The sequence below is a fragment of the Burkholderia sp. BCC1996 genome (assembly GCF_905339955.1).
Classification (GTDB): Bacteria; Pseudomonadota; Gammaproteobacteria; order Burkholderiales; family Burkholderiaceae; genus Burkholderia.
Map to the genome: position 1 here is coordinate 195289 of NZ_CAJPHM010000002.1, position 17833 is coordinate 213121.

Genomic DNA, 17833 nt, shown 5'->3' on the forward strand with positions numbered 1-17833 from the left:
GGAAGACTTACGAGTATAGCAGAGCGTCGTGCAAAGACATAAGGGCCGGGTCCCGTCAACGGCAGGGCGCGCAGCCGTGTCAGGCGCCGCGCGAGAACTCCGCCGCCGCCTGCCCGGCCGCCGTGCCCGACGCCCATGCCCACTGGAAGTTGTAGCCGCCGAGCCAGCCCGTCACGTCCACCGCCTCGCCGATGAAGAACAGCCCCGGCACCCGCGCGCTCATCATCGTCGCCGACGACAGTTCGCGCGTATCGACGCCCCCTTTCGTCACCTCGGCCTTCTTGTAGCCCTCGGTGCCGTTCGGCGTCAGCGTCCAGCCGGACAGCGCGTCGCCGATCTGGCGCAGCGTCTTGTCGGGCAGGTCCGCGAGCCGGGCGTCGGCCGCGACGCGGTGCGTGTCGAGCCAGACGTGGGCGAGGCGCGACGGCACCCAGTCCGCGAGCAGCGAGCCGATCTGGCGCTTCGACGTGCGCTTCGCGTCGAGCAGGTCGGCCACCGCGTCGCGCTGCGGCAGCAGGTCGATACGGATCGGGTCGCCGGAGTGCCAGTAGCTGGAGATCTGCAGGATGCCCGGGCCCGACAGGCCGCGATGGGTCAGCAGCAGGTCCTCGACGAATTCGCCGCCGCGCTTCTTGTCGCCGGTCGACACGCGCACTTCGAGCGACACGCCGGACAGCGCCGCGAACGGCTCCCAGTCCTGCGACGCAAAGGTGAGCGGCACGAGCGCGGGCCGCGTATCGACGAGCTTGTGGCCGAACTGCTTCGCGAGCCGGTAGCCGAAGTCGGTGGCACCGATCTTCGGGATCGACAGGCCGCCGGTGGCGACGATCAGCGCGCGTGCGCGGATCGGCCCCGCCTGCTGCGTGTCGAGCGTGAAGCCGTCGGACGGCGCGTGGCGCACCGCGTCGACGACCACCGGCCGGCGCCAGGCGATGCCGCCCGCGTCGCATTCATGCTTCAGCACGTCGATGACCGCGTCGCTGCCGTGATCGCAAAAGAGCTGCCCCTTGTGCTTTTCGTGCCAGGTCACGTGGTGACGCTTGAGCAACCCGAGGAAGTCGCGCGGCGTGTAGCGCGCAAGCGCCGAGCGCGCGAAATGCGGATTCGACGACAGGTAGTTGTCGGGACCCGCATGGAGGTTCGTGAAGTTGCAGCGGCCGCCGCCCGAGATTCGGATTTTCTCGGCGAGCCGCGGCGCATGGTCGATCAGCACCACGCGGCGGCCGAGTTGCCCGGCGACCGCGGCGCTCATCATCCCGGCGGCGCCCGCGCCGATCACGGCGATGTCGTAAGTTTCCATGGCGCGGTTTGTTCAGGAACTTTGCATAGGCTAGGAATTATGCATATTTATCAGCCACTTAGAGGTAGGCGACTGATGAATATCTTGAGGAAGGGCGAATGATACATGCGACGGCGGAGAACGCAACGCTTGGATGGCCGCAGCTTCGATTCCCAGGTTGCGCTCGCAACCGTGAATCGACGGCCCTCATCCTTGCTGGTCGGCAGGAGAACCTGAATGCGGCTGATCTCATCCACCAGCGAACTTCCTCGTCAGCAGCCGGCCCGATCCCGGGTTCCCGATCCTGCCTTGGGACAACATGAACGGTTGCCGTCCAGAGACACTCTCGGATTCGGTTCGGACGATGCGCTTGCTCTCTTTCCATTGACCGCACGGTGTTTGATTGTTTTTAGTGGAAGTCAAGGTCGCATTGAAACTGGCTCCGCACAGCCCGGGCAGGTTGAGCGAGTCAATGAGGTCACTTGTGAAGCTGCGAGGCGCTTACGAACATTCACTTGCCCCTGCAGATCGATCGTCCCAATCGATGAATGAGGTGACATTTGACCAAACCGACGCTTATGGATTTCGGCTGCCCGATCAAGTCTCGGCGCGGCTCGCTCCTGAGTTGGCTGCTGAGGTCATCCTGGCGATCACGGCCCCACGTCGATGCGGCCATAGAGACCATCCGCTTCGTCGTTCGTGCCGGCCGCGAAGAACAGCGTATTAGTGGGCTGACTGTTGAGCCCATTCCCGAATGCGATGCCCCACAGTCCGGCCTCGACGATTGCGCTGCCGTCAGCGTGCTCAAGGGTCCCGAGCATGGCCCCGGAAGTCGCATCGAACGCGTGGATCATGCCATCGCCAAAGTTGCCGATCAGGACGGCGTTGCTGAAGCGTCCAAAATTCGCGGGAGCCAGTGCCATACCCCACGGCGCATTCAGCGACCCACCGGTAGCGAAGCGCTGCAGGAATTGTCCCGACGGACTGAACACATCTATCACGCCGAAGCCTGCGCCCTTGACGTCATCATGTGCTGCCGCATCCTGCTTCGCGTAGGCGACGAACAGTTTCGAGCCGAGCGCCTGGATGCCGAATGGCGCGAATCCCGCAGGTAAAGCGGGATCCTGAAACGCGCCGACTGGCGTGACTTTGGCGAAGGTCCGGTCGAACACGTCGATCCGGTTGTTGTGGAAGTCCGTCGCGTACAGGAAATTCGCCCCGTTGTTACTGGCAATCGCGAGCCCCTTGTAGACGGCGGCGCCGCCGCTGTCGAACACGGTGATTGCCGACGTCGGGTTGACCGCGGGCGACCATGCGGTCATGGTCCCGCCCTCGCCAACGAAAATGAACGCTGCAGGCCCCGATTTGGCGCCCTGGGTCACCATGAAGTCATTCGTGCCATTGAACACGATCCCGGTCGGAGCGGGGTCGCCGCTCGTGCCCGGCGGGATCGTCACGACGAGCGATTGCGGCACGCCGTTGCCATCGTAGAGCGTCGCGTGCTGCGTGCCGTTATCCGCGACCCAGACGAAGCCCTTGGGATTGAAGGCAATGCCCCACGGATTCTTCAGGTTGGCATCCACATGCGCAGCCGGAACAGCGCCGTCGGAGACCAGCGCACTGACCGCGTACTGTCTCTCGTGAGACGAACCGCCGCCACACGCCACGACGCTCGCCAGCACGACAGCCGACAACGCAGCACCGAACGCCGCATGGATCTGTTTCATGATGGAACTCCGAACGTGGAAGAGCAGCTAGTAAACGAATCGGCAACCTCGTTTATTCCGCCCGTCTCGCCCGCGCATCATGAATTTTCGAAGCATGGTCACCGAAGCGGGCGAACTCGCTTCGATCGATGTCGATCCATAGTTGTCGGCGGAAGCCGAACGCCGATGCACGTAAGTCTCCTCATATCGACACGTGTCGTTGACGGCCATTGTTCTAGCAAGCCCGCGTTGCAATTCACGGTGCCACGACAAGCACTGTGTGCATGCCGGATTCATAGTGCCCCGGCTTGTTGCAGATCAGCACGTAGTGGCCGGGTGCGAGCTTGAATGACACACGCTTGCTCCTGCCGGGCGCGATATCTTCGACTTCCCCGATTTTCGTCAGCCTGTGCTCCATTACCTCTCCTTTTCTGACAGGGAGCGCATCGTCAGACAGATCCGTCTTGAGCACGACGAGCTCATGTTCCATGTTGTTGTCAGCGGCATTTTTGACATCAAGCGTGACCCGACCAGACTTCACGGTGTGCGTCTTGAGCTGAATCGAGTTCGATAGCAATGTCGCGTCGACTGTATGCTGCGCCCAGCTTGCCTGCGGCGTCACACCAAGGACGACCGCGCCCGCGACGACGATGACTCTGCAAATGGCATACATGGCTCCCTCCATAGACATTGAAGCATCGCGTCTGCCGCGAGTTGAGCGACTGCCGTGCGCTATTCATCGAGCGCGCAAGGCCCCCCTGCCTGTGTGACGGCATGAACGTTCTCGGGAGGCGCGCGATACCTAAACGTACGCATCGGGGCACTTATTCCCGGAGCCGCGCAGGGGCGGCGCCGTCCATTCTCGCCGCGTTCATCACGGTACTGGCCATCGTCTTCCTGCAATGGTCGTTCCGTGCAACGCAGGTGCGTAACCGCCAACTCGCACATGTTGGCTGGCTCCATGCAGCCTTTGCCGCGATGCTGTTCGCCATCTGACGAAATCGGCGGCGGCATCGACGCGTGAAGATCGATGCCGTCGCGCAAGTGTCCGGCAACTCGCTTCAGCTCGATTTCACCGGAAACGCGCTGCATCGGCCGTCACCCTGGCCGTCGTGTGCCGGCTGTGCATTCGCGCGACTCATACGTCTTCCCCGGTACAGGGAGGCGATCTGGAACATGGCCTACTCCGAGCCTCCACGAGAACGCGGCCGAGAGTCTTGACGTCTGTCGCCACAGAGCCATCCGTCGTCGACCGGCGCGGATGGGAACCGCGTTGAAGCGACTCAGCATCCTGTTCGACATGTGAACCGACCCCACGAAGGTTCCAGAAGCGTTGTACCTGCCCGGCCTGCGGCCCGGGCCGCGCAAAGCGGCGATCGACCCTCGCCTGCTATAATTTGCGGTTACGTCTACCTTCCTGCGGCGCGCTCGATGCAGCGCGCCCCGCCCTGACCCATGCTCGTTCTCGGCATCGAAAGCTCCTGCGACGAAACCGGCCTCGCGCTCTACGACACGCAGCGCGGCCTGCTCGCGCACGCGCTCCATTCGCAGATCGCGATGCACCGCGAATACGGCGGCGTCGTGCCCGAGCTCGCGTCGCGCGACCACATCCGCCGCGCGCTGCCGCTGCTCGAGGAAGTCATGGCGCAAAGCGGCACGCGCCGCGACGACATCGACGCGATCGCATTCACGCAAGGCCCCGGCCTCGCCGGCGCGCTGCTGGTCGGCGCAAGCATCGCGAATGCGCTCGCGCTCGCATGGAACAAGCCGACCGTCGGCATCCATCACCTCGAAGGCCACCTGCTGTCGCCGCTGCTCGTCGACGAGCCGCCGCCGTTCCCGTTCATCGCGCTGCTGGTGTCGGGCGGCCACACGCAACTGATGCGCGTGACCGACGTCGGCGTGTACGAGACGCTCGGCGAGACGCTCGACGACGCAGCCGGCGAAGCGTTCGACAAGACGGCGAAGCTGATCGGCCTCGGCTATCCGGGCGGCCCGGAAGTGTCGAAGCTCGCGGAAACGGGCACGCCGGGCGCGGTCGTGCTGCCGCGCCCGATGCTGCATTCGGGCGATCTCGACTTCAGCTTCAGCGGCCTGAAGACGGCCGTGCTCACGCAGATGAAGAAGTTCGAAGCGGCGAAGCTGGAGGGCGTTGCGCTCGAGCGCGCGAAGGCCGATCTCGCGCGCGGCTTCGTCGACGCAGCCGTCGACGTGCTCGTCGCGAAATCGCTCGCCGCGCTCAAGAAGACGAAGCTCAAGCGCCTCGTGGTCGCGGGCGGCGTCGGTGCGAACCGCCAGTTGCGCGCGGCGCTGTCGGCCGCCGCGGCCAAGCGCGGCTTCGACGTGCACTACCCCGATCTCGCGCTCTGCACCGACAACGGCGCAATGATCGCGCTCGCCGGCGCACTGCGGCTCGGCCGCTGGCCCGAGCAGGCGAATGCGGACTACGCGTTCACGGTGAAGCCACGCTGGGATCTCGCGTCGCTCGCACGCTGAATCGTGCGGCGCGGCGCGGCGCAACGTCGCTCGCACCTGCACGCGCCGGACGGAAAACAAGAAGGCCGCTCGATTCGAGCGGCCTTTTTCATTGCAGCGGCAATTCGACGCAGCGCCGCAGCGATGCGACGTTACGCAGCGTGTCGCTTGTCGCGCTCGATCAGCGCATACGCGCTGTGATTGTGGATCGACTCGAAGTTCTCGGCTTCGAGCACGTAGGCGATCACGCGCTCGTCCGCGTCGAGACGCTGCGCGACGTCGCGCACCAGATCCTCGACGAACTTCGGGTTTTCGTACGCGCGCTCCGTCACGAACTTCTCGTCCGGACGCTTCAGCAAGCCCCACAGCTCGCACGACGCCTCTTCTTCCGCGATGCGGATCAGCGCCTCGACCGGCAGGTCGGCTGCGAGTTCGGCATCGATCGTCACGTGCGAGCGCTGGTTGTGCGCGCCGTACTGCGAAATCTTCTTCGAACACGGGCACAGGCTCGTCACCGGCACGAGCACCTTCAGGAACAGGCGTGTTTCGCCGTCGCGGCATTCGCCCGCGAGCGTCACTTCGTAGTCGAGCAGGCTCTGCACGCCCGACACCGGCGCCGTCTTGTTCACGAAGTACGGGAACGTGACCTCGATGCGGCCGGCCTCGGCTTCCAGCTTCTCGAGCATCGACGCGAGCATCGCGCGGAAGCGCTCGACCGTCAGCGGCGCACGGTTCTCTTCGAGCAGCGCGACGAAGCGCGACATGTGCGTGCCCTTCTGATCGGCAGGCAGGCGCACGTCGAGATTCCAGACGCCGACGCTCGGCTGCACGTCGCCGCTCTCGGTGCACACCGTCAACGGATGCCGGACCGCCTTCACGCCCACGCGCTGAATCGGAATCTGGCGGGTATCCACCGTGCTCTGCACGTCGGGCATCACGAAGGCGGGATTCATCTGGTTCATCTTGTTCAATCCTTGTAAGCCGCGCGTTCGACGACGCGCACGCCGCGTCACGCGGCAGCCGGAAAAGCAACATGGGCCCGCAGGCCCATGTTTTCCGCATCAATGTAGACCGGTTGCGCCAGTCGCACCGACGCCGCCCGCAGGCGGCGCCAGCTTATGCGACGCGCTTCGCCTGATCGGCGACATCGGCCGCCGGGCTCAGGAAGCGTTCGCGAATCGATTTCGCGATGCCCGCGCCGTCGAGGCCGCATTGCGACAGCAGCTTCGCGGGATCGCCATGATCGATGAACTGGTCAGGGAGGCCCAATTGTATTACGGGTCGGATAACCCCACTCTCCATCAGGGCTTCGACGCAGGCCGAGCCCGCACCGCCCATCACGCAGCCTTCCTCGACCGTGACGAGGTAGTCGTGCGTCTCGGCGAGTTCACGCACGAGCGCCGCATCGACCGGCTTCACGAAACGCATGTTCGCGACCGTGGCGTCGAGCTCCTCGCCCGCCGCGAGCGACGGCGCGACCATCGTGCCGAACGCGAGGATCGCGACGCGCTTGCCTTCCGGCTGCGACGTACGGCGACGCACCTCACCCTTGCCGAGCGGGATCTCGGTGAATTCCTTGACCGTCGGCACGCCGGTGCCCGCGCCGCGCGGATAGCGCACCGCGGTCGGGTTCGGCTGCTGCAGCGCCGTGTGCAGCATCTGGCGGCACTCGTCCTCGTCGGACGCGGCCATGATCGTCATGTTCGGGATGCAGCGCATGAACGCGAGATCGTATGCGCCCGCGTGCGTCGCGCCGTCGGCGCCGACGAGGCCCGCGCGGTCGATCGCGAACACGACCGGCAGGTTCTGCAGCGCGACGTCGTGGATCAGCTGGTCGTACGCACGTTGCAGGAACGTCGAGTAGATCGCGACGACGGGCTTCAGCCCTTCGGTCGCGAGACCACCCGCGAACGTCACCGCGTGCTGCTCGGCGATGCCGACGTCGTAGTAGCGATCCTTGAAACGCTTCTCGAACTCGACCATGCCCGAGCCTTCGCGCATCGCGGGCGTGATGCCGACGACGCGCGTATCGCGCTCGGCTTCATCGCACAGCCATTCGCCGAATACTTGCGTATAAGTCTTTTTCGCGGGCGTGGCCGACGGCTTGATGCCTTCCGCCGGGTTGAACTTGCCGGGGCCGTGATAGAGCACGGGATCCGCTTCGGCCAGCTTGTAGCCCTGGCCTTTCTTCGTCACCACGTGCAGGAATTGCGGGCCGCGCAGTTCGCGGATGTTCTGCAGCGTCGGGATCAGCGAATCGAGATCGTGACCGTCGATCGGGCCGATGTAGTTGAAGCCGAACTCCTCGAACAGCGTGGCCGGCACGACCATGCCCTTCGCGTGCTCCTCGAGCTTGCGCGCGAGTTCGAGCACCGGCGGCGCCACGCTCAGCACGCGCTCGACGCCCGCACGCGCGGCCGCGTAGAAGCGGCCCGACATCAGGCGCGCGAGATGGCGGTTCAGCGCGCCGACCGGCGGCGAAATCGACATGTCGTTGTCGTTGAGGATCACGAGCAGCTTCGCATCCTCCGACACGCCCGCGTTGTTCATCGCCTCGAACGCCATGCCGGCCGTCATTGCGCCGTCGCCGATCACCGCGATCGAGAAGCGGTCGTCGCCGTTCAGCTGGCTGCCGATCGCCATCCCGAGCGCCGCCGAGATCGACGTGCTCGAGTGCGCGGTGCCGAACGTGTCGTATTCCGACTCGCTGCGGCGCGGGAAACCCGAGATGCCGTCGTACTGGCGCAGCGAATGCATCTGGTCGCGGCGGCCCGTCAGGATCTTGTGCGGGTAGGTCTGGTGACCCACGTCCCAGACGATCCGGTCGTTCGGCGTGTTGAACACGTAGTGCAACGCGATCGTCAGCTCGACCGTCCCGAGGTTGGACGACAGATGGCCGCCCGTCTTCGACACGCTGTCGAGCACGAACGCGCGCAGTTCATCCGCGAGCGGTTGGAGTTGGCGACGATCGAGGCGGCGCAGATCCGCCGGGTCGTCGATGGTTTTCAGCAAGTCGTACATCGTCGTTCCATTGTAGGAAATCAAACGCGCCCGCATTCTATTGCACGCACCGTAGCGTGTGCGCAGCGGCGGGCTTCGCGTCAGCTGACCCGGTTCACCACCAGGTCGGCAAGTTCGGCGAGACGCTGTGCGCGTGCGCCGAACGGTTTCAGCGCATCATGCGCTTCGGCGCGCAGCTGGGCTGCGAGCTCACGCGACGCGTCGAGGCCGAGGATCGATACGTAGGTCGGCTTGTCGTTCGCCGCATCCTTGCCGGCCGTCTTGCCGAGCGTCGCCGAATCGGTCGTGACGTCGAGAATGTCGTCGACGACCTGGAAGGCCAGACCCACGGCCCCCGCATAGACGTCGAGCGCGGCCATCGCCTCCGCCGACGGCGTGTCGCCCGCCAGCGCGCCCATCCGCACGGCCGCGCGCAACAGCGCGCCCGTCTTCATCCGGTGCATCGTCTCGAGCTGCTCGCGCGTCAGCTTGAGGCCGACGCTCGCCAGGTCGATCGCCTGCCCGCCGGCCATGCCGATCGAGCCGCTCGCCAGCGCCAGCTCGCGCACAAGCGCGGCCTGCTGCACCGGCGACAGCGCGGCGGCGTCGGTCAGCGCGACGAAGGCCTGCGACTGCAGCGCATCGCCGACCAGCAGCGCCGTCGGCTCGTCGTACTGCACGTGCACGGTCGGCTTGCCGCGTCGCAGCGCGTCGTCGTCCATGCACGGCATGTCGTCGTGCACGAGCGAGTAGACGTGGATCATCTCCAGCGCCGCCGCTGCCGCGTTGCGCGCCGCTTCGGTCGCGCCGGTCAGTTCGCCTGCTGCATGGCACAGCAGCGGGCGAACGCGTTTGCCGCCGCCGAGGACCGCGTAGCGCATCGCTTCGTGGAGTTGCGTGGGCACCACGTTGTCAGCCGGCAAATAGTGGCCGAGTGCGTCCTCGACACGGTCGAGCACGGACCGCATCCATTGTTCGAATGTCATAGATCGTCGTCTTCGCCGTCCGTGGCGGCCGTTCCGGACGAAAGCGTCTTCAGCGTCGCGCCGTCGAGCACGCGAACCTGCTGTTCCACTTTCTCGAGCTGCTGTTGGCAAAACGCAACGAGAGTCGCACCGCGGCGATACGCAGCGAGCGAATCCTCGAGGCTCAACGTGCCGCCTTCCATCCGGGCAACCAGCGTCTCGAGTTCCGCGAGCGCCGTTTCATAGTTGTCCGGCAACGGTTCGGTGCCATTGCCGGGCGGGGCGGCGCCTTGGGGTGCGGTTTTCGCCATGGACGAGGGTGTCAAATTTCAAAACAAGTCGGACATTCTACGGCAAAAGAGAATTTTCCGACCTGCCGACTTGGGCACCCGGGCACGCATTCGGGCCCCTTCTTCGACACACATTGTGCGCCACCCGATCGCCGCCGGACAAAAAATTGACACAAATCAGGCACTTAATCCTAGCCTTGCGAGGCGAACCGGGTATAATTCCGCGTTTCCCTAAATCGATTTTTCGATGGTTGGGTTGTTCACTGCTTTCACGCTAACACCGGGAGTGGGAATGTCCAATCTGAGCGATGCGCTTCAGTTGAAGTCGGCTCACAGCCAGCTTCCAGTCACTGCATACTTCGATGAGGCGCTGCTCGAGCGCGAGATCGAAACCCTCTTCAAGAAAGGACCTCGTTACGTCGGGCACGAGTTGATGGTGCCCGAGGCGGGGGATTATTTTGCGCTGCCGTCCGAGAAGGAAGGCCGCGTGCTGGTCCGCAACCCGGCGAACCAGATCGAACTGCTGTCGAACGTGTGCCGCCACCGGCAGGCGATCATGCTGAACGGGCGCGGCCACACGCAGAACATCGTGTGTCCGCTGCACCGCTGGACGTACGATCTGGAAGGCCAGCTGCTCGGCGCGCCGCACTTCCCCGACAAGCCGTGCCTGAACCTCGGCAAGAGCCCGCTGCAGAACTGGCAGGGGCTGCTGTTCGAGGCCGAAGGCCGCAACGTCGCGCGCGATCTCGCGAACCTCGGCACGAAGCATCACTTCGACTTCTCCGAGTATCACTTCGATCACGTCGAAGTGCACGAGTGCGATTACAACTGGAAGACGTTCATCGAGGTCTACCTCGAGGATTACCACGTCGTCCCGTTCCACCCGGGCCTCGGCAGCTTCGTGTCGTGCGACGATCTCAAATGGGAGTTCGGCGACTGGTACAGCGTGCAGACGGTCGGCGTGCACAACGCGCTCGCGAAACCGGGCAGCGCGACCTACAAGACGTGGCACGAGCAGGTGCTCAAGTTCCGCAACGGCGTGCCGCCGGAGTTCGGCGCGATCTGGATGGTCTACTACCCGGGCCTGATGATCGAGTGGTATCCGCACGTGCTCGTCGTGTCGTGGCTGATTCCGCGCGGCCCGCAGAAGACGACCAACATCGTCGAGTTCTACTATCCCGAGGAAATCGCGCTGTTCGAGCGCGAGTTCGTCGAGGCCGAGCGCGCCGCCTATATGGAGACGGCCATCGAGGACGACGAAATCGCGATGCGGATGGACGCAGGCCGCCGTGCACTGATGGCGCGCGGCGAATCGCAGGTCGGCCCGTACCAGAGCCCGATGGAAGACGGCATGCAGCACTTCCACGAGTTCCTGCGCCGCCACCTCGGCGATCTCTGACCTGCACGCGGCGCTTGCGCGCCGCACGGCATTCGGCATATGAAAAGACGGGTTCCGGCCCGTCTTTTTTTGTTTAGACTTGGAGTATCAGGCCGTTTGCACTCCAGGGAGCCGTCATGCCACATACCCACTACACCACGCTCATCTCAGCAACCAATCTCGCCGAGCGCCTGGCCGCGGCGCCGGGCAGCGTTGCCGTGTTCGACTGCCGCTTCGATCTCGCCGATCCGGGCGCAGGCGAAGCCGCCTACGCAGCCGGCCATATCGCGGGCGCACAGTATCTCCATCTCGACCGCGACCTGTCCGGCCGCAAGACCGGCACCAACGGCCGCCATCCGCTGCCGACCCGCGACGCGCTCGCCACGCTGCTCGCCAGCCGCGGCGTCAAGCAGGGCCAGCAGGTCGTCGCCTATGATGCACACGGCGGCGCCTATGCGGCGCGCCTGTGGTGGCTGCTGCGCTGGCTCGGGCACGACTCCGTCGCGGTGCTCGACGGCGGCCTGCAGGCATGGGAAGCAGCCGGCCAGCCGCTGACCGCCGACGTGCCGCACCCGGCCGCCGGCGACTTCCGCGCGGCGGCCCCGCTCGAATCGACGGTCGACGCGGCAGCCGTGCTCGCGAACGTGACGTCGGCCCAGCGCGTCGTGATCGATGCGCGCGCGCCGGATCGCTATCGCGGCGAAAACGAAACGATCGATCGTGTCGGCGGCCATATTCCCGGCGCACGCAACCGGTTCTTCAAGGACAACCTGGCCGCCGACGGCCGCTTCAAGACCGGCCACGAACTGCGCGAGACGTTCACCGCGCTGCTGGCCGGCACCGAACCGAACAACGCGATCCTGCAATGCGGATCCGGCGTGACCGCGTGCCACAACGCACTCGCACTCGAGATCGCCGGGCTTCACGGTGCGTCGCTGTATCCGGGCTCGTGGAGCGAATGGAGCGCCGATCCGTCGCGGCCGATCGCGACCGGCCCGAACCCGTAAGCACCGGCGCGACACGTCGACGAGGCGGCGGCATCTGCCGCCTTGTCGCTTACATCACGCCGTACTTGTGGAACCACTCGATCGCGCGCTTCCAGCCGTCCTCGGCATCGCCCTTCACGTAACTCGGCCGGTAATCCGCGAAGAACGCATGACCGGCATCCGGATAGACGACGATCTCCGATTGGCGCGCGAGCTTCGAATCGCTCGCCTGGATCGCCTTGCGCATGTTCGCAAGCGCCGCCTGCGTGATGTTCGTATCCTTCTCGCCGTACAGCCCGAGCACCGGCACCTTCAGCAACGACGCATGATCGACCGGATTGAACGGCGTCATCTCGTCGGTCTTGCCTTCGACGAACCCGTACCACGCGACGGCCGCCAGCACGTGCGGATTGTGCTCCGCATACAGCCACGCCTGGCGGCCGCCCCAGCAGAACCCCGTCACGCCGAGACGCGACAGGTCGCCGCCGTTCTTGCCGGCCCACGCGACGGTCGCATCGAGATCCTCGGTGACCTGACGGTCCGGCACCTTGTTGACGATGTTGTCGACGAGCGCCTGGATGGTCGGATACTTCGACACGTCGCCCTGGCGCGCGAACAGGTCGGGCGCGATCGCGAGATAGCCGAGCTTCGCGAAGCGACGGCAGACGTCGGCGATATGCGCATGCACGCCGAAGACCTCGTGGATCACGATGACGACCGGCAGGTTCGTCTTGCCGACCGGCTGCGCGCGATACGCGGGGATGCTCGCGTCGCCCGAGCGGATCTCGATGGTGTCGACGTCCAGCCCGGCGCTGTCGGTCGTGATCGTCTGCGCCGACACGGGCAGCACGGCCGCCGCGAAGGTGCCGCCCAGCGCGGCCTGCATGAACTTGCGGCGCGAGAACGGAACACGGGGAACCAGGCTGTCGACTTCGGGTTTCAACATGAATGCACTCCTCGATTGGGCGCCGCCGTCACGGTCATGGCTTGGACCTGACGGGGCATCGCGCCGGCGGACGGCGCGGATGTCGCGGCGGTTGACACTCCGCCGCAAGCGGAAACCCGCACAAGATGCCCAATAATCCGTTGTCACGTCAACTGTCAGATGTGTAAGACTCGATTACGAAGGCGTAATCCGGCGGCGTCCGTCGCGGTATCGACAACCGCGATCCGGCCCGGCAAGTTCATCCGCGGCGCACATGCGGCAAGCGCCTTCACGCGCTCGAATACTTGCGGGTCGGCACGAAACGACGCGCAATAGAGATGCGCAATAAACAGGCCCGACACGCGAACGCACGACCACCCTGCACTTGAAACGACAACGGGCAGGAAATGCGCGCGATGCGCATTCCCTGCCCGCCCGGCGCACGAACGTGCAGCCGCGTCAGTGCAGCTTGACGCGCGGCAGCGTCGTGCGGCGCAGCCAGTGCGCGACCGTATCGAGCATCATGCGCGGATAGCCGTGCAGCGCCGCGATGTGCAGCCGGTACAGCGACATGTACATGAAGCGCGCGAACAGCCCTTCGATCAGCATGTTGCCGCCGATCAGCCCGCCCATCAGGTTGCCGACCGCGCTGAAATGACCGAGCGACACGAGCGATCCGAAATCGCGATACGTGAATTCCGGCAGCGAACGCCCGTCGAGCCGGCAACCGATCGCCTTCAGCAGGAAGCTCGCCTGCTGGTGCGCCGCCTGCGCGCGCGGCGGCACGTTGCGCTCGTTGCCGGGCCATACGCAGGCCGCGCAATCGCCGAGCGCGAATACGTTGTCGTCGGTGAAGGTCTGCAGCGTGCGGCGCACGTCGAGCTGGCCGAGCTTGTTGACCTGCAGGCCATCGAGATCCGACAGCACGGACGGCGCCTTGATGCCGGCCGCCCAGACCGTGAGATCCGCACGCACCGTCTTGCCGCTCGCGGTGTGCACGAAACCCGGCGCGACTTCGGTCACGCGCTCGGCGAGCATCAAGCGCACGCCGAGCTTTTCGAGCAGCTCGGCCGTTGCCGTCGATACGCGCTCCTGCAGCGCGGGCAGAATCCGCGGCCCCGATTCGATCAGCACGATGCCGACGTCGTGCTGCGGGTCGAGCTTGTGCAGCCCATAGACGGACAGCACCTGCGCGGTATTGCGCAGCTCGGCGGACAACTCGACGCCCGTCGCGCCGCCACCGACGATCACGACCTGGATGCGCGGTTCGGCCGCCGCCCCGGGCGCGGGCTGCGCCGGCGCCTGATGCTCGGCGCGCATGCACGCGGCGATCAGGCGCTTGCGGAAGCGCTCGGCCTCGCCGACCGTATCGAGCGCGATCGCGTTTTCGGCCGCGCCCTGCACGCCGAAGAAGTGCGTCGTGCTGCCGATCGCGATCACGAGCGTGTCGTATTCCAGGTCGCGTGCCGGCAGCAGCTCCGCGCCGTCGCTGTCGTTGACGGGCGACAGCGTGATGCGCTTCGCCGTGCGGTCGAGCGCGGTCAGTTCGCCCTGCTGAAACTCGAAGCCATGCCAGCGCGCCTGCGCCGCGTATTCGAGCTCCTGCGTGAACGGGTCCATGCTGCCGGCCGCGACCTCGTGCAGCAACGGCTTCCAGATGTGGGTCGGATTGCGGTCGACGAGCGTGACGAGCGCACGTGCGGGACGATTGCCGCGCGCGCCGTAACGGTCGCCGAGCCGCGTCGCCAGTTCCAGGCCGCCCGCGCCGCCGCCTACGATGATGATCCGATGCATCTGATTCCCCCTTTGCGATTCGAAACTGCTGCCGCCGCACGAGGCAGACGCGATGCGTTCGCGCCGCCCGTTGGATTAACCGGTTCGAACATCATCGATGTGCAGTTCGAAACACTTCGATGCGTCCGATGCCGGAACACGGGGCGCGCTGCCCCCGCGACAATGACCTGACTGACTTGCATTGTCCGGGAGCTTGCGCGTTGACCACAAGCAAACCATCGCGATATTCAGCATCCCTGCAACAATATGCCGCGGGAAACGGGAATCGCACGGGGGTGCGTCAGTGTGCCTCTTCCCAGTTCGCGCCGGCGCCCACTTCGGCGACCAGCGGCACCTTCAGCTTCGCCACGCCGCACATCATTTCCGGCAGTTTCTCGCGCACGAGCGACAGTTCTGCGTCGGGCACCTCGAGCACCAGTTCGTCGTGCACCTGCATGATCATCCGTGACGCGAGCCGGTCGCGCGTGAGCCAGTCGTCCACCGCGATCATCGACAGCTTGATCAGGTCGGCCGCCGTGCCCTGCATCGGTGCGTTGATGGCGGCGCGCTCGGCGGCCTGACGGCGCGGGCCGTTGCCGCCGTTGATCTCCGGCAGCCACAGGCGGCGGCCGAAAACGGTTTCGACGTAGCCCTTCTCCTTCGCCACCGTGCGCGTGTTTTCCATGTACTGCGCGACGCCCGGGTAGCGCGCGAAATAGCGGTCGATGTAGAGCTTCGCCGCATCGCGCGTGATGCCGAGGTTCGACGCGAGGCCGAACGCGCTCATCCCGTAGATGAGCCCGAAGTTGATCACCTTCGCGATCCGGCGCTGGTCGGAATTGACCTCCAGCGGCGTCACGCCGAACACTTCGGCGGCGGTTGCGCGGTGGATGTCCTCGCCCTGCGAGAACGCGCGCAGCAGCGACGCGTCGCCGGAAATGTGCGCCATGATCCGCAGTTCGATCTGCGAATAGTCGGCCGACACGATGCGATGCCCCGGCGATGCGATGAACGCCTCGCGGATCCGCCGGCCTTCGGCCGTGCGCACCGGAATGTTCTGAAGATTGGGATCGTTCGACGCGAGACGGCCCGTGACCGCGACCGCCTGCGCATAGTTCGTGTGCACGCGGCCCGTTGCGGGATTCACCATGCGCGGCAGCTTGTCGGTGTAGGTCGACTTCAGCTTCGACAGCCCGCGATGCTCGAGCAGCAGCTTCGGCAGCGGGTAATCCTCGGCGAGCTTCTGCAGCACTTCCTCGTCGGTCGACGGCGCGCCGCTCGGCGTCTTCTTCACGACCGGCAACTGCAGCTTCTCGAAGAAGATCTGCCCGATCTGCTTCGGCGAGCCGAGATTGAACTCGCCGCCCGCCAGTTCGTACGCCTGGCCCTCGAGCTCGATGAGCCGCGTCGCGATCTCGCTGCTTTGCGCCTGCAGGCGTGCGTCGTCGATCAGCACGCCGGTGCGCTCCATCTTGCGCAGCACGAGCGACACCGGCATCTCGATCTCGCGATACACGCGCTCGAGGCCCGCCTCGCGCGCGACCTGCGGATACAGCGCCTGATGCAGCTGCAGCGTGATGTCCGCATCCTCGGCCGCATACGCCGCGGCCTGCTCGAGCGCCACTTCGTCGAAGCCGATCTGCTTCGCGCCCTTGCCGGCCACGTCTTCGTACTTGATCGTCTTGACGCCCAGATGACGCAGCGCGAGGCTGTCCATGTCGTGCGTGCGGTGCGATTCGAGCACGTACGATTCGAGCAGCGTGTCGTGCTCGATGCCGTTCAGCGCGATGTCGTAGTTCGCGAGCACCTGCGCGTCGTACTTCAGGTGCTGGCCGACCTTCTTGCGGTCGGCCGATTCGAGCCACGGCTTCAGGCGCGCGAGCACGTCGTCGATCGGCAGCTGCTCGGGCAGGTCGGGACCGCGATGCGCGACCGGAAGATACGCGGCCTTGCCCGGCTCGACCGAGAACGACAGGCCGACGAGCCGCGCGGTCATCGGGTCGAGCGACGTGGTTTCGGTGTCGAACGCGGTCAGCGCGGCCGCGTCGATCTTCGCGAACCATGCGTCGAACTGCTCCCAGGTCTGGATCGTGTCGTACTCGCGGACGATGTCTGCGGCCACCACCGGGGCGGGGTCACCTTCCGGCGCATCGGCGCCGCCGCCTTCGGCGGGTGCGCTGTCGACTTCGCGCAGCCACGTCTTGAAGCCGTAGCGCGCGAAGATGTCGCGCAGCAGGTCGCGTGCTTCGCCGTCGCTCTTCAGCGACGCTTCGATCGATTCGAGATGCGGCGCGAGATCGCAGGCCGTGTCGACGGTCACGAGCTTGCGGCCGAGCGGCAGGAAGTCGAGCGCGCGACGCAGGTTGTCGCCGACCACCCCCTTGATCTCGCCTGCGTGTTCGATCACGCCGTCGAGGCTGTCGTATTGCGACAGCCACTTCACGGCCGTCTTCGGCCCGCACTTCTCGACGCCGGGCACGTTGTCGACGGTGTCGCCGATCAGCGCGAGGTAGTCGATGATCCGCTCGGGCGGCACGCCGAACTTCGCGACCACGCCGTCGCGATCGAGCGTCTCGTTGGTCATCGTGTTGACGAGCGTGACGTGATCGGTGACGAGTTGCGCGAGGTCCTTGTCGCCGGTCGATACGATCACGTTCATCCCGTGCCGCTCGGCTTCGCGCGCGAGCGTGCCGATCACGTCGTCGGCCTCGACGCCCTCGACCATCAGCAGCGGCCAGCCGAGCGCGCGCACGGCGCCGTGAATCGGTTCGACCTGCAATGCAAGATCGGGCGGCATCGACGGACGGTTTGCCTTATAGTCGGCATAAAGGTCGTCGCGGAACGTCTTGCCCTTTGCATCGAACACGCAAGCGCTATACTCTGCACTGACTTCCTTGCGCATACGACGCAGCATGTTGATGATTCCGTAGAGCGCTCCGGTCGGCTCCCCGCCAGGGCCACGCAAATCAGGCATCGCATGGTAAGCCCGATACAGATAGCTCGAACCGTCAACCAATAGCAGGGTCTTACCTTCCAGATTTCGTTCTTCAGGCATT

Annotated in this window: 14 protein-coding genes; 4 read left to right on the plus strand and 10 right to left on the minus strand. The window is 65.5% G+C overall.

Annotation, left to right across the window (positions count from 1 at the left end; genetic code table 11):
• Positions 1-79: 79 nt before the first annotated feature.
• The 3 genes from U4Z64_RS02945 to U4Z64_RS02955 all read right to left on the minus strand — a co-directional run bounded on the left by U4Z64_RS02945 (position 80) and on the right by U4Z64_RS02955 (position 3658).
• Positions 80-1300 (minus strand): NAD(P)/FAD-dependent oxidoreductase, encoded by a 1221-nt coding sequence (locus U4Z64_RS02945; protein ID WP_044845276.1) that lies wholly within the window; start codon positions 1298-1300, stop codon positions 80-82.
• Between the two features lie 629 nt (positions 1301-1929).
• Complete coding sequence (locus U4Z64_RS02950) at positions 1930-3006, minus strand: TIGR03118 family protein (protein WP_321819210.1); 1077 nt, start codon at positions 3004-3006, stop codon at positions 1930-1932.
• Positions 3007-3241: 235 nt separating this feature from the next.
• Positions 3242-3658: a sulfocyanin-like copper-binding protein gene (locus U4Z64_RS02955; RefSeq protein WP_044845317.1), complete on the minus strand. Its 417-nt coding sequence runs from the start codon at positions 3656-3658 to the stop codon at positions 3242-3244.
• A gap of 101 nt (positions 3659-3759) precedes the next feature.
• On the opposite strand from U4Z64_RS02955, the gene U4Z64_RS02960 reads away from it, so the two are divergent.
• Both U4Z64_RS02960 and tsaD read left to right on the plus strand, forming a co-directional pair.
• A complete protein-coding gene (locus U4Z64_RS02960) occupies positions 3760-3981 on the plus strand; it encodes a hypothetical protein (protein WP_321819211.1) in 222 nt (73 codons plus the stop codon).
• A 459-nt stretch (positions 3982-4440) separates the two neighbouring features.
• Positions 4441-5481: a tRNA (adenosine(37)-N6)-threonylcarbamoyltransferase complex transferase subunit TsaD gene (gene tsaD / locus U4Z64_RS02965; RefSeq protein WP_044845274.1), complete on the plus strand. Its 1041-nt coding sequence runs from the start codon at positions 4441-4443 to the stop codon at positions 5479-5481.
• Between the two features lie 131 nt (positions 5482-5612).
• On the opposite strand, the gene folE2 is transcribed toward tsaD, so the two are convergent.
• The 4 genes from folE2 to U4Z64_RS02985 all read right to left on the minus strand — a co-directional run bounded on the left by folE2 (position 5613) and on the right by U4Z64_RS02985 (position 9736).
• The gene (gene folE2 / locus U4Z64_RS02970; protein ID WP_044845273.1) at positions 5613-6422 is read right to left on the minus strand and encodes a GTP cyclohydrolase FolE2; all 810 of its coding nucleotides are present in this window, start codon (positions 6420-6422) and stop codon (positions 5613-5615) included.
• 154 nt (positions 6423-6576) lie between these two features.
• Complete coding sequence (gene dxs, locus U4Z64_RS02975; protein WP_044845272.1) at positions 6577-8481, minus strand: 1-deoxy-D-xylulose-5-phosphate synthase; 1905 nt, start codon at positions 8479-8481, stop codon at positions 6577-6579.
• 80 nt (positions 8482-8561) lie between these two features.
• On the minus strand, positions 8562-9446 hold the full coding sequence (locus tag U4Z64_RS02980) for a polyprenyl synthetase family protein (RefSeq protein ID WP_044845271.1): 885 nt from the start codon (positions 9444-9446) through the stop codon (positions 8562-8564).
• Positions 9443-9736 carry an exodeoxyribonuclease VII small subunit gene (locus tag U4Z64_RS02985; protein ID WP_321819212.1) on the minus strand — a complete coding sequence of 98 codons (294 nt, stop codon included), beginning with the start codon at positions 9734-9736 and terminating at the stop codon, positions 9443-9445. Before U4Z64_RS02985 ends, U4Z64_RS02980 begins: the two co-directional genes overlap by 4 nt.
• Positions 9737-10007: 271 nt before the next feature.
• Here U4Z64_RS02985 and U4Z64_RS02990 point away from each other — a divergent pair, with 271 nt between their 5' ends.
• Together U4Z64_RS02990 and U4Z64_RS02995 are read left to right on the plus strand one after the other, a co-directional pair.
• On the plus strand, positions 10008-11114 hold the full coding sequence (locus tag U4Z64_RS02990) for an aromatic ring-hydroxylating oxygenase subunit alpha (RefSeq protein WP_044845269.1): 1107 nt from the start codon (positions 10008-10010) through the stop codon (positions 11112-11114).
• Positions 11115-11230: 116 nt separating this feature from the next.
• A complete protein-coding gene (locus U4Z64_RS02995; protein WP_124486430.1) occupies positions 11231-12100 on the plus strand; it encodes a sulfurtransferase in 870 nt (289 codons plus the stop codon).
• Between the two features lie 49 nt (positions 12101-12149).
• On the opposite strand, the gene U4Z64_RS03000 is transcribed toward U4Z64_RS02995, so the two are convergent.
• The 3 genes from U4Z64_RS03000 to polA all read right to left on the minus strand — a co-directional run bounded on the left by U4Z64_RS03000 (position 12150) and on the right by polA (position 17832).
• Entirely contained in the window at positions 12150-13025 is an 876-nt protein-coding gene (locus U4Z64_RS03000) for a dienelactone hydrolase family protein (protein ID WP_124667572.1), read from the minus strand.
• A gap of 438 nt (positions 13026-13463) precedes the next feature.
• Positions 13464-14798, minus strand: a complete 1335-nt coding sequence (locus U4Z64_RS03005; RefSeq protein ID WP_321819213.1) for an NAD(P)/FAD-dependent oxidoreductase — start codon at positions 14796-14798, stop codon at positions 13464-13466.
• A gap of 280 nt (positions 14799-15078) precedes the next feature.
• Positions 15079-17832 (minus strand): DNA polymerase I, encoded by a 2754-nt coding sequence (gene polA / locus U4Z64_RS03010; protein ID WP_124522662.1) that lies wholly within the window; start codon positions 17830-17832, stop codon positions 15079-15081.
• Position 17833: the final 1 nt, after the last annotated feature.

Excerpts from the sequence above, each read along its gene's own strand:
- U4Z64_RS03000 (WP_124667572.1), bottom strand. The coding sequence starts at position 13,025 with ATGTTGAAACCCGAAGTCGACAGCCTGGTTCCCCGTGTTCCGTTCTCG.
- U4Z64_RS02990 (WP_044845269.1), top strand. The coding sequence starts at position 10,008 with ATGTCCAATCTGAGCGATGCGCTTCAGTTGAAGTCGGCTCACAGCCAG.
- U4Z64_RS03005 (WP_321819213.1), bottom strand. The coding sequence starts at position 14,798 with ATGCATCGGATCATCATCGTAGGCGGCGGCGCGGGCGGCCTGGAACTG.
- folE2 (WP_044845273.1), bottom strand. The coding sequence starts at position 6,422 with ATGAACCAGATGAATCCCGCCTTCGTGATGCCCGACGTGCAGAGCACG.
- dxs (WP_044845272.1), bottom strand. The coding sequence starts at position 8,481 with ATGTACGACTTGCTGAAAACCATCGACGACCCGGCGGATCTGCGCCGC.
- U4Z64_RS02985 (WP_321819212.1), bottom strand. The coding sequence starts at position 9,736 with ATGGCGAAAACCGCACCCCAAGGCGCCGCCCCGCCCGGCAATGGCACC.
- U4Z64_RS02945 (WP_044845276.1), bottom strand. The coding sequence starts at position 1,300 with ATGGAAACTTACGACATCGCCGTGATCGGCGCGGGCGCCGCCGGGATG.
- U4Z64_RS02995 (WP_124486430.1), top strand. The coding sequence starts at position 11,231 with ATGCCACATACCCACTACACCACGCTCATCTCAGCAACCAATCTCGCC.
- U4Z64_RS02960 (WP_321819211.1), top strand. The coding sequence starts at position 3,760 with ATGAACGTTCTCGGGAGGCGCGCGATACCTAAACGTACGCATCGGGGC.
- U4Z64_RS02950 (WP_321819210.1), bottom strand. The coding sequence starts at position 3,006 with ATGAAACAGATCCATGCGGCGTTCGGTGCTGCGTTGTCGGCTGTCGTG.
- U4Z64_RS02955 (WP_044845317.1), bottom strand. The coding sequence starts at position 3,658 with ATGTATGCCATTTGCAGAGTCATCGTCGTCGCGGGCGCGGTCGTCCTT.
- tsaD (WP_044845274.1), top strand. The coding sequence starts at position 4,441 with ATGCTCGTTCTCGGCATCGAAAGCTCCTGCGACGAAACCGGCCTCGCG.
- polA (WP_124522662.1), bottom strand. The coding sequence starts at position 17,832 with ATGCCTGAAGAACGAAATCTGGAAGGTAAGACCCTGCTATTGGTTGAC.
- U4Z64_RS02980 (WP_044845271.1), bottom strand. The coding sequence starts at position 9,446 with ATGACATTCGAACAATGGATGCGGTCCGTGCTCGACCGTGTCGAGGAC.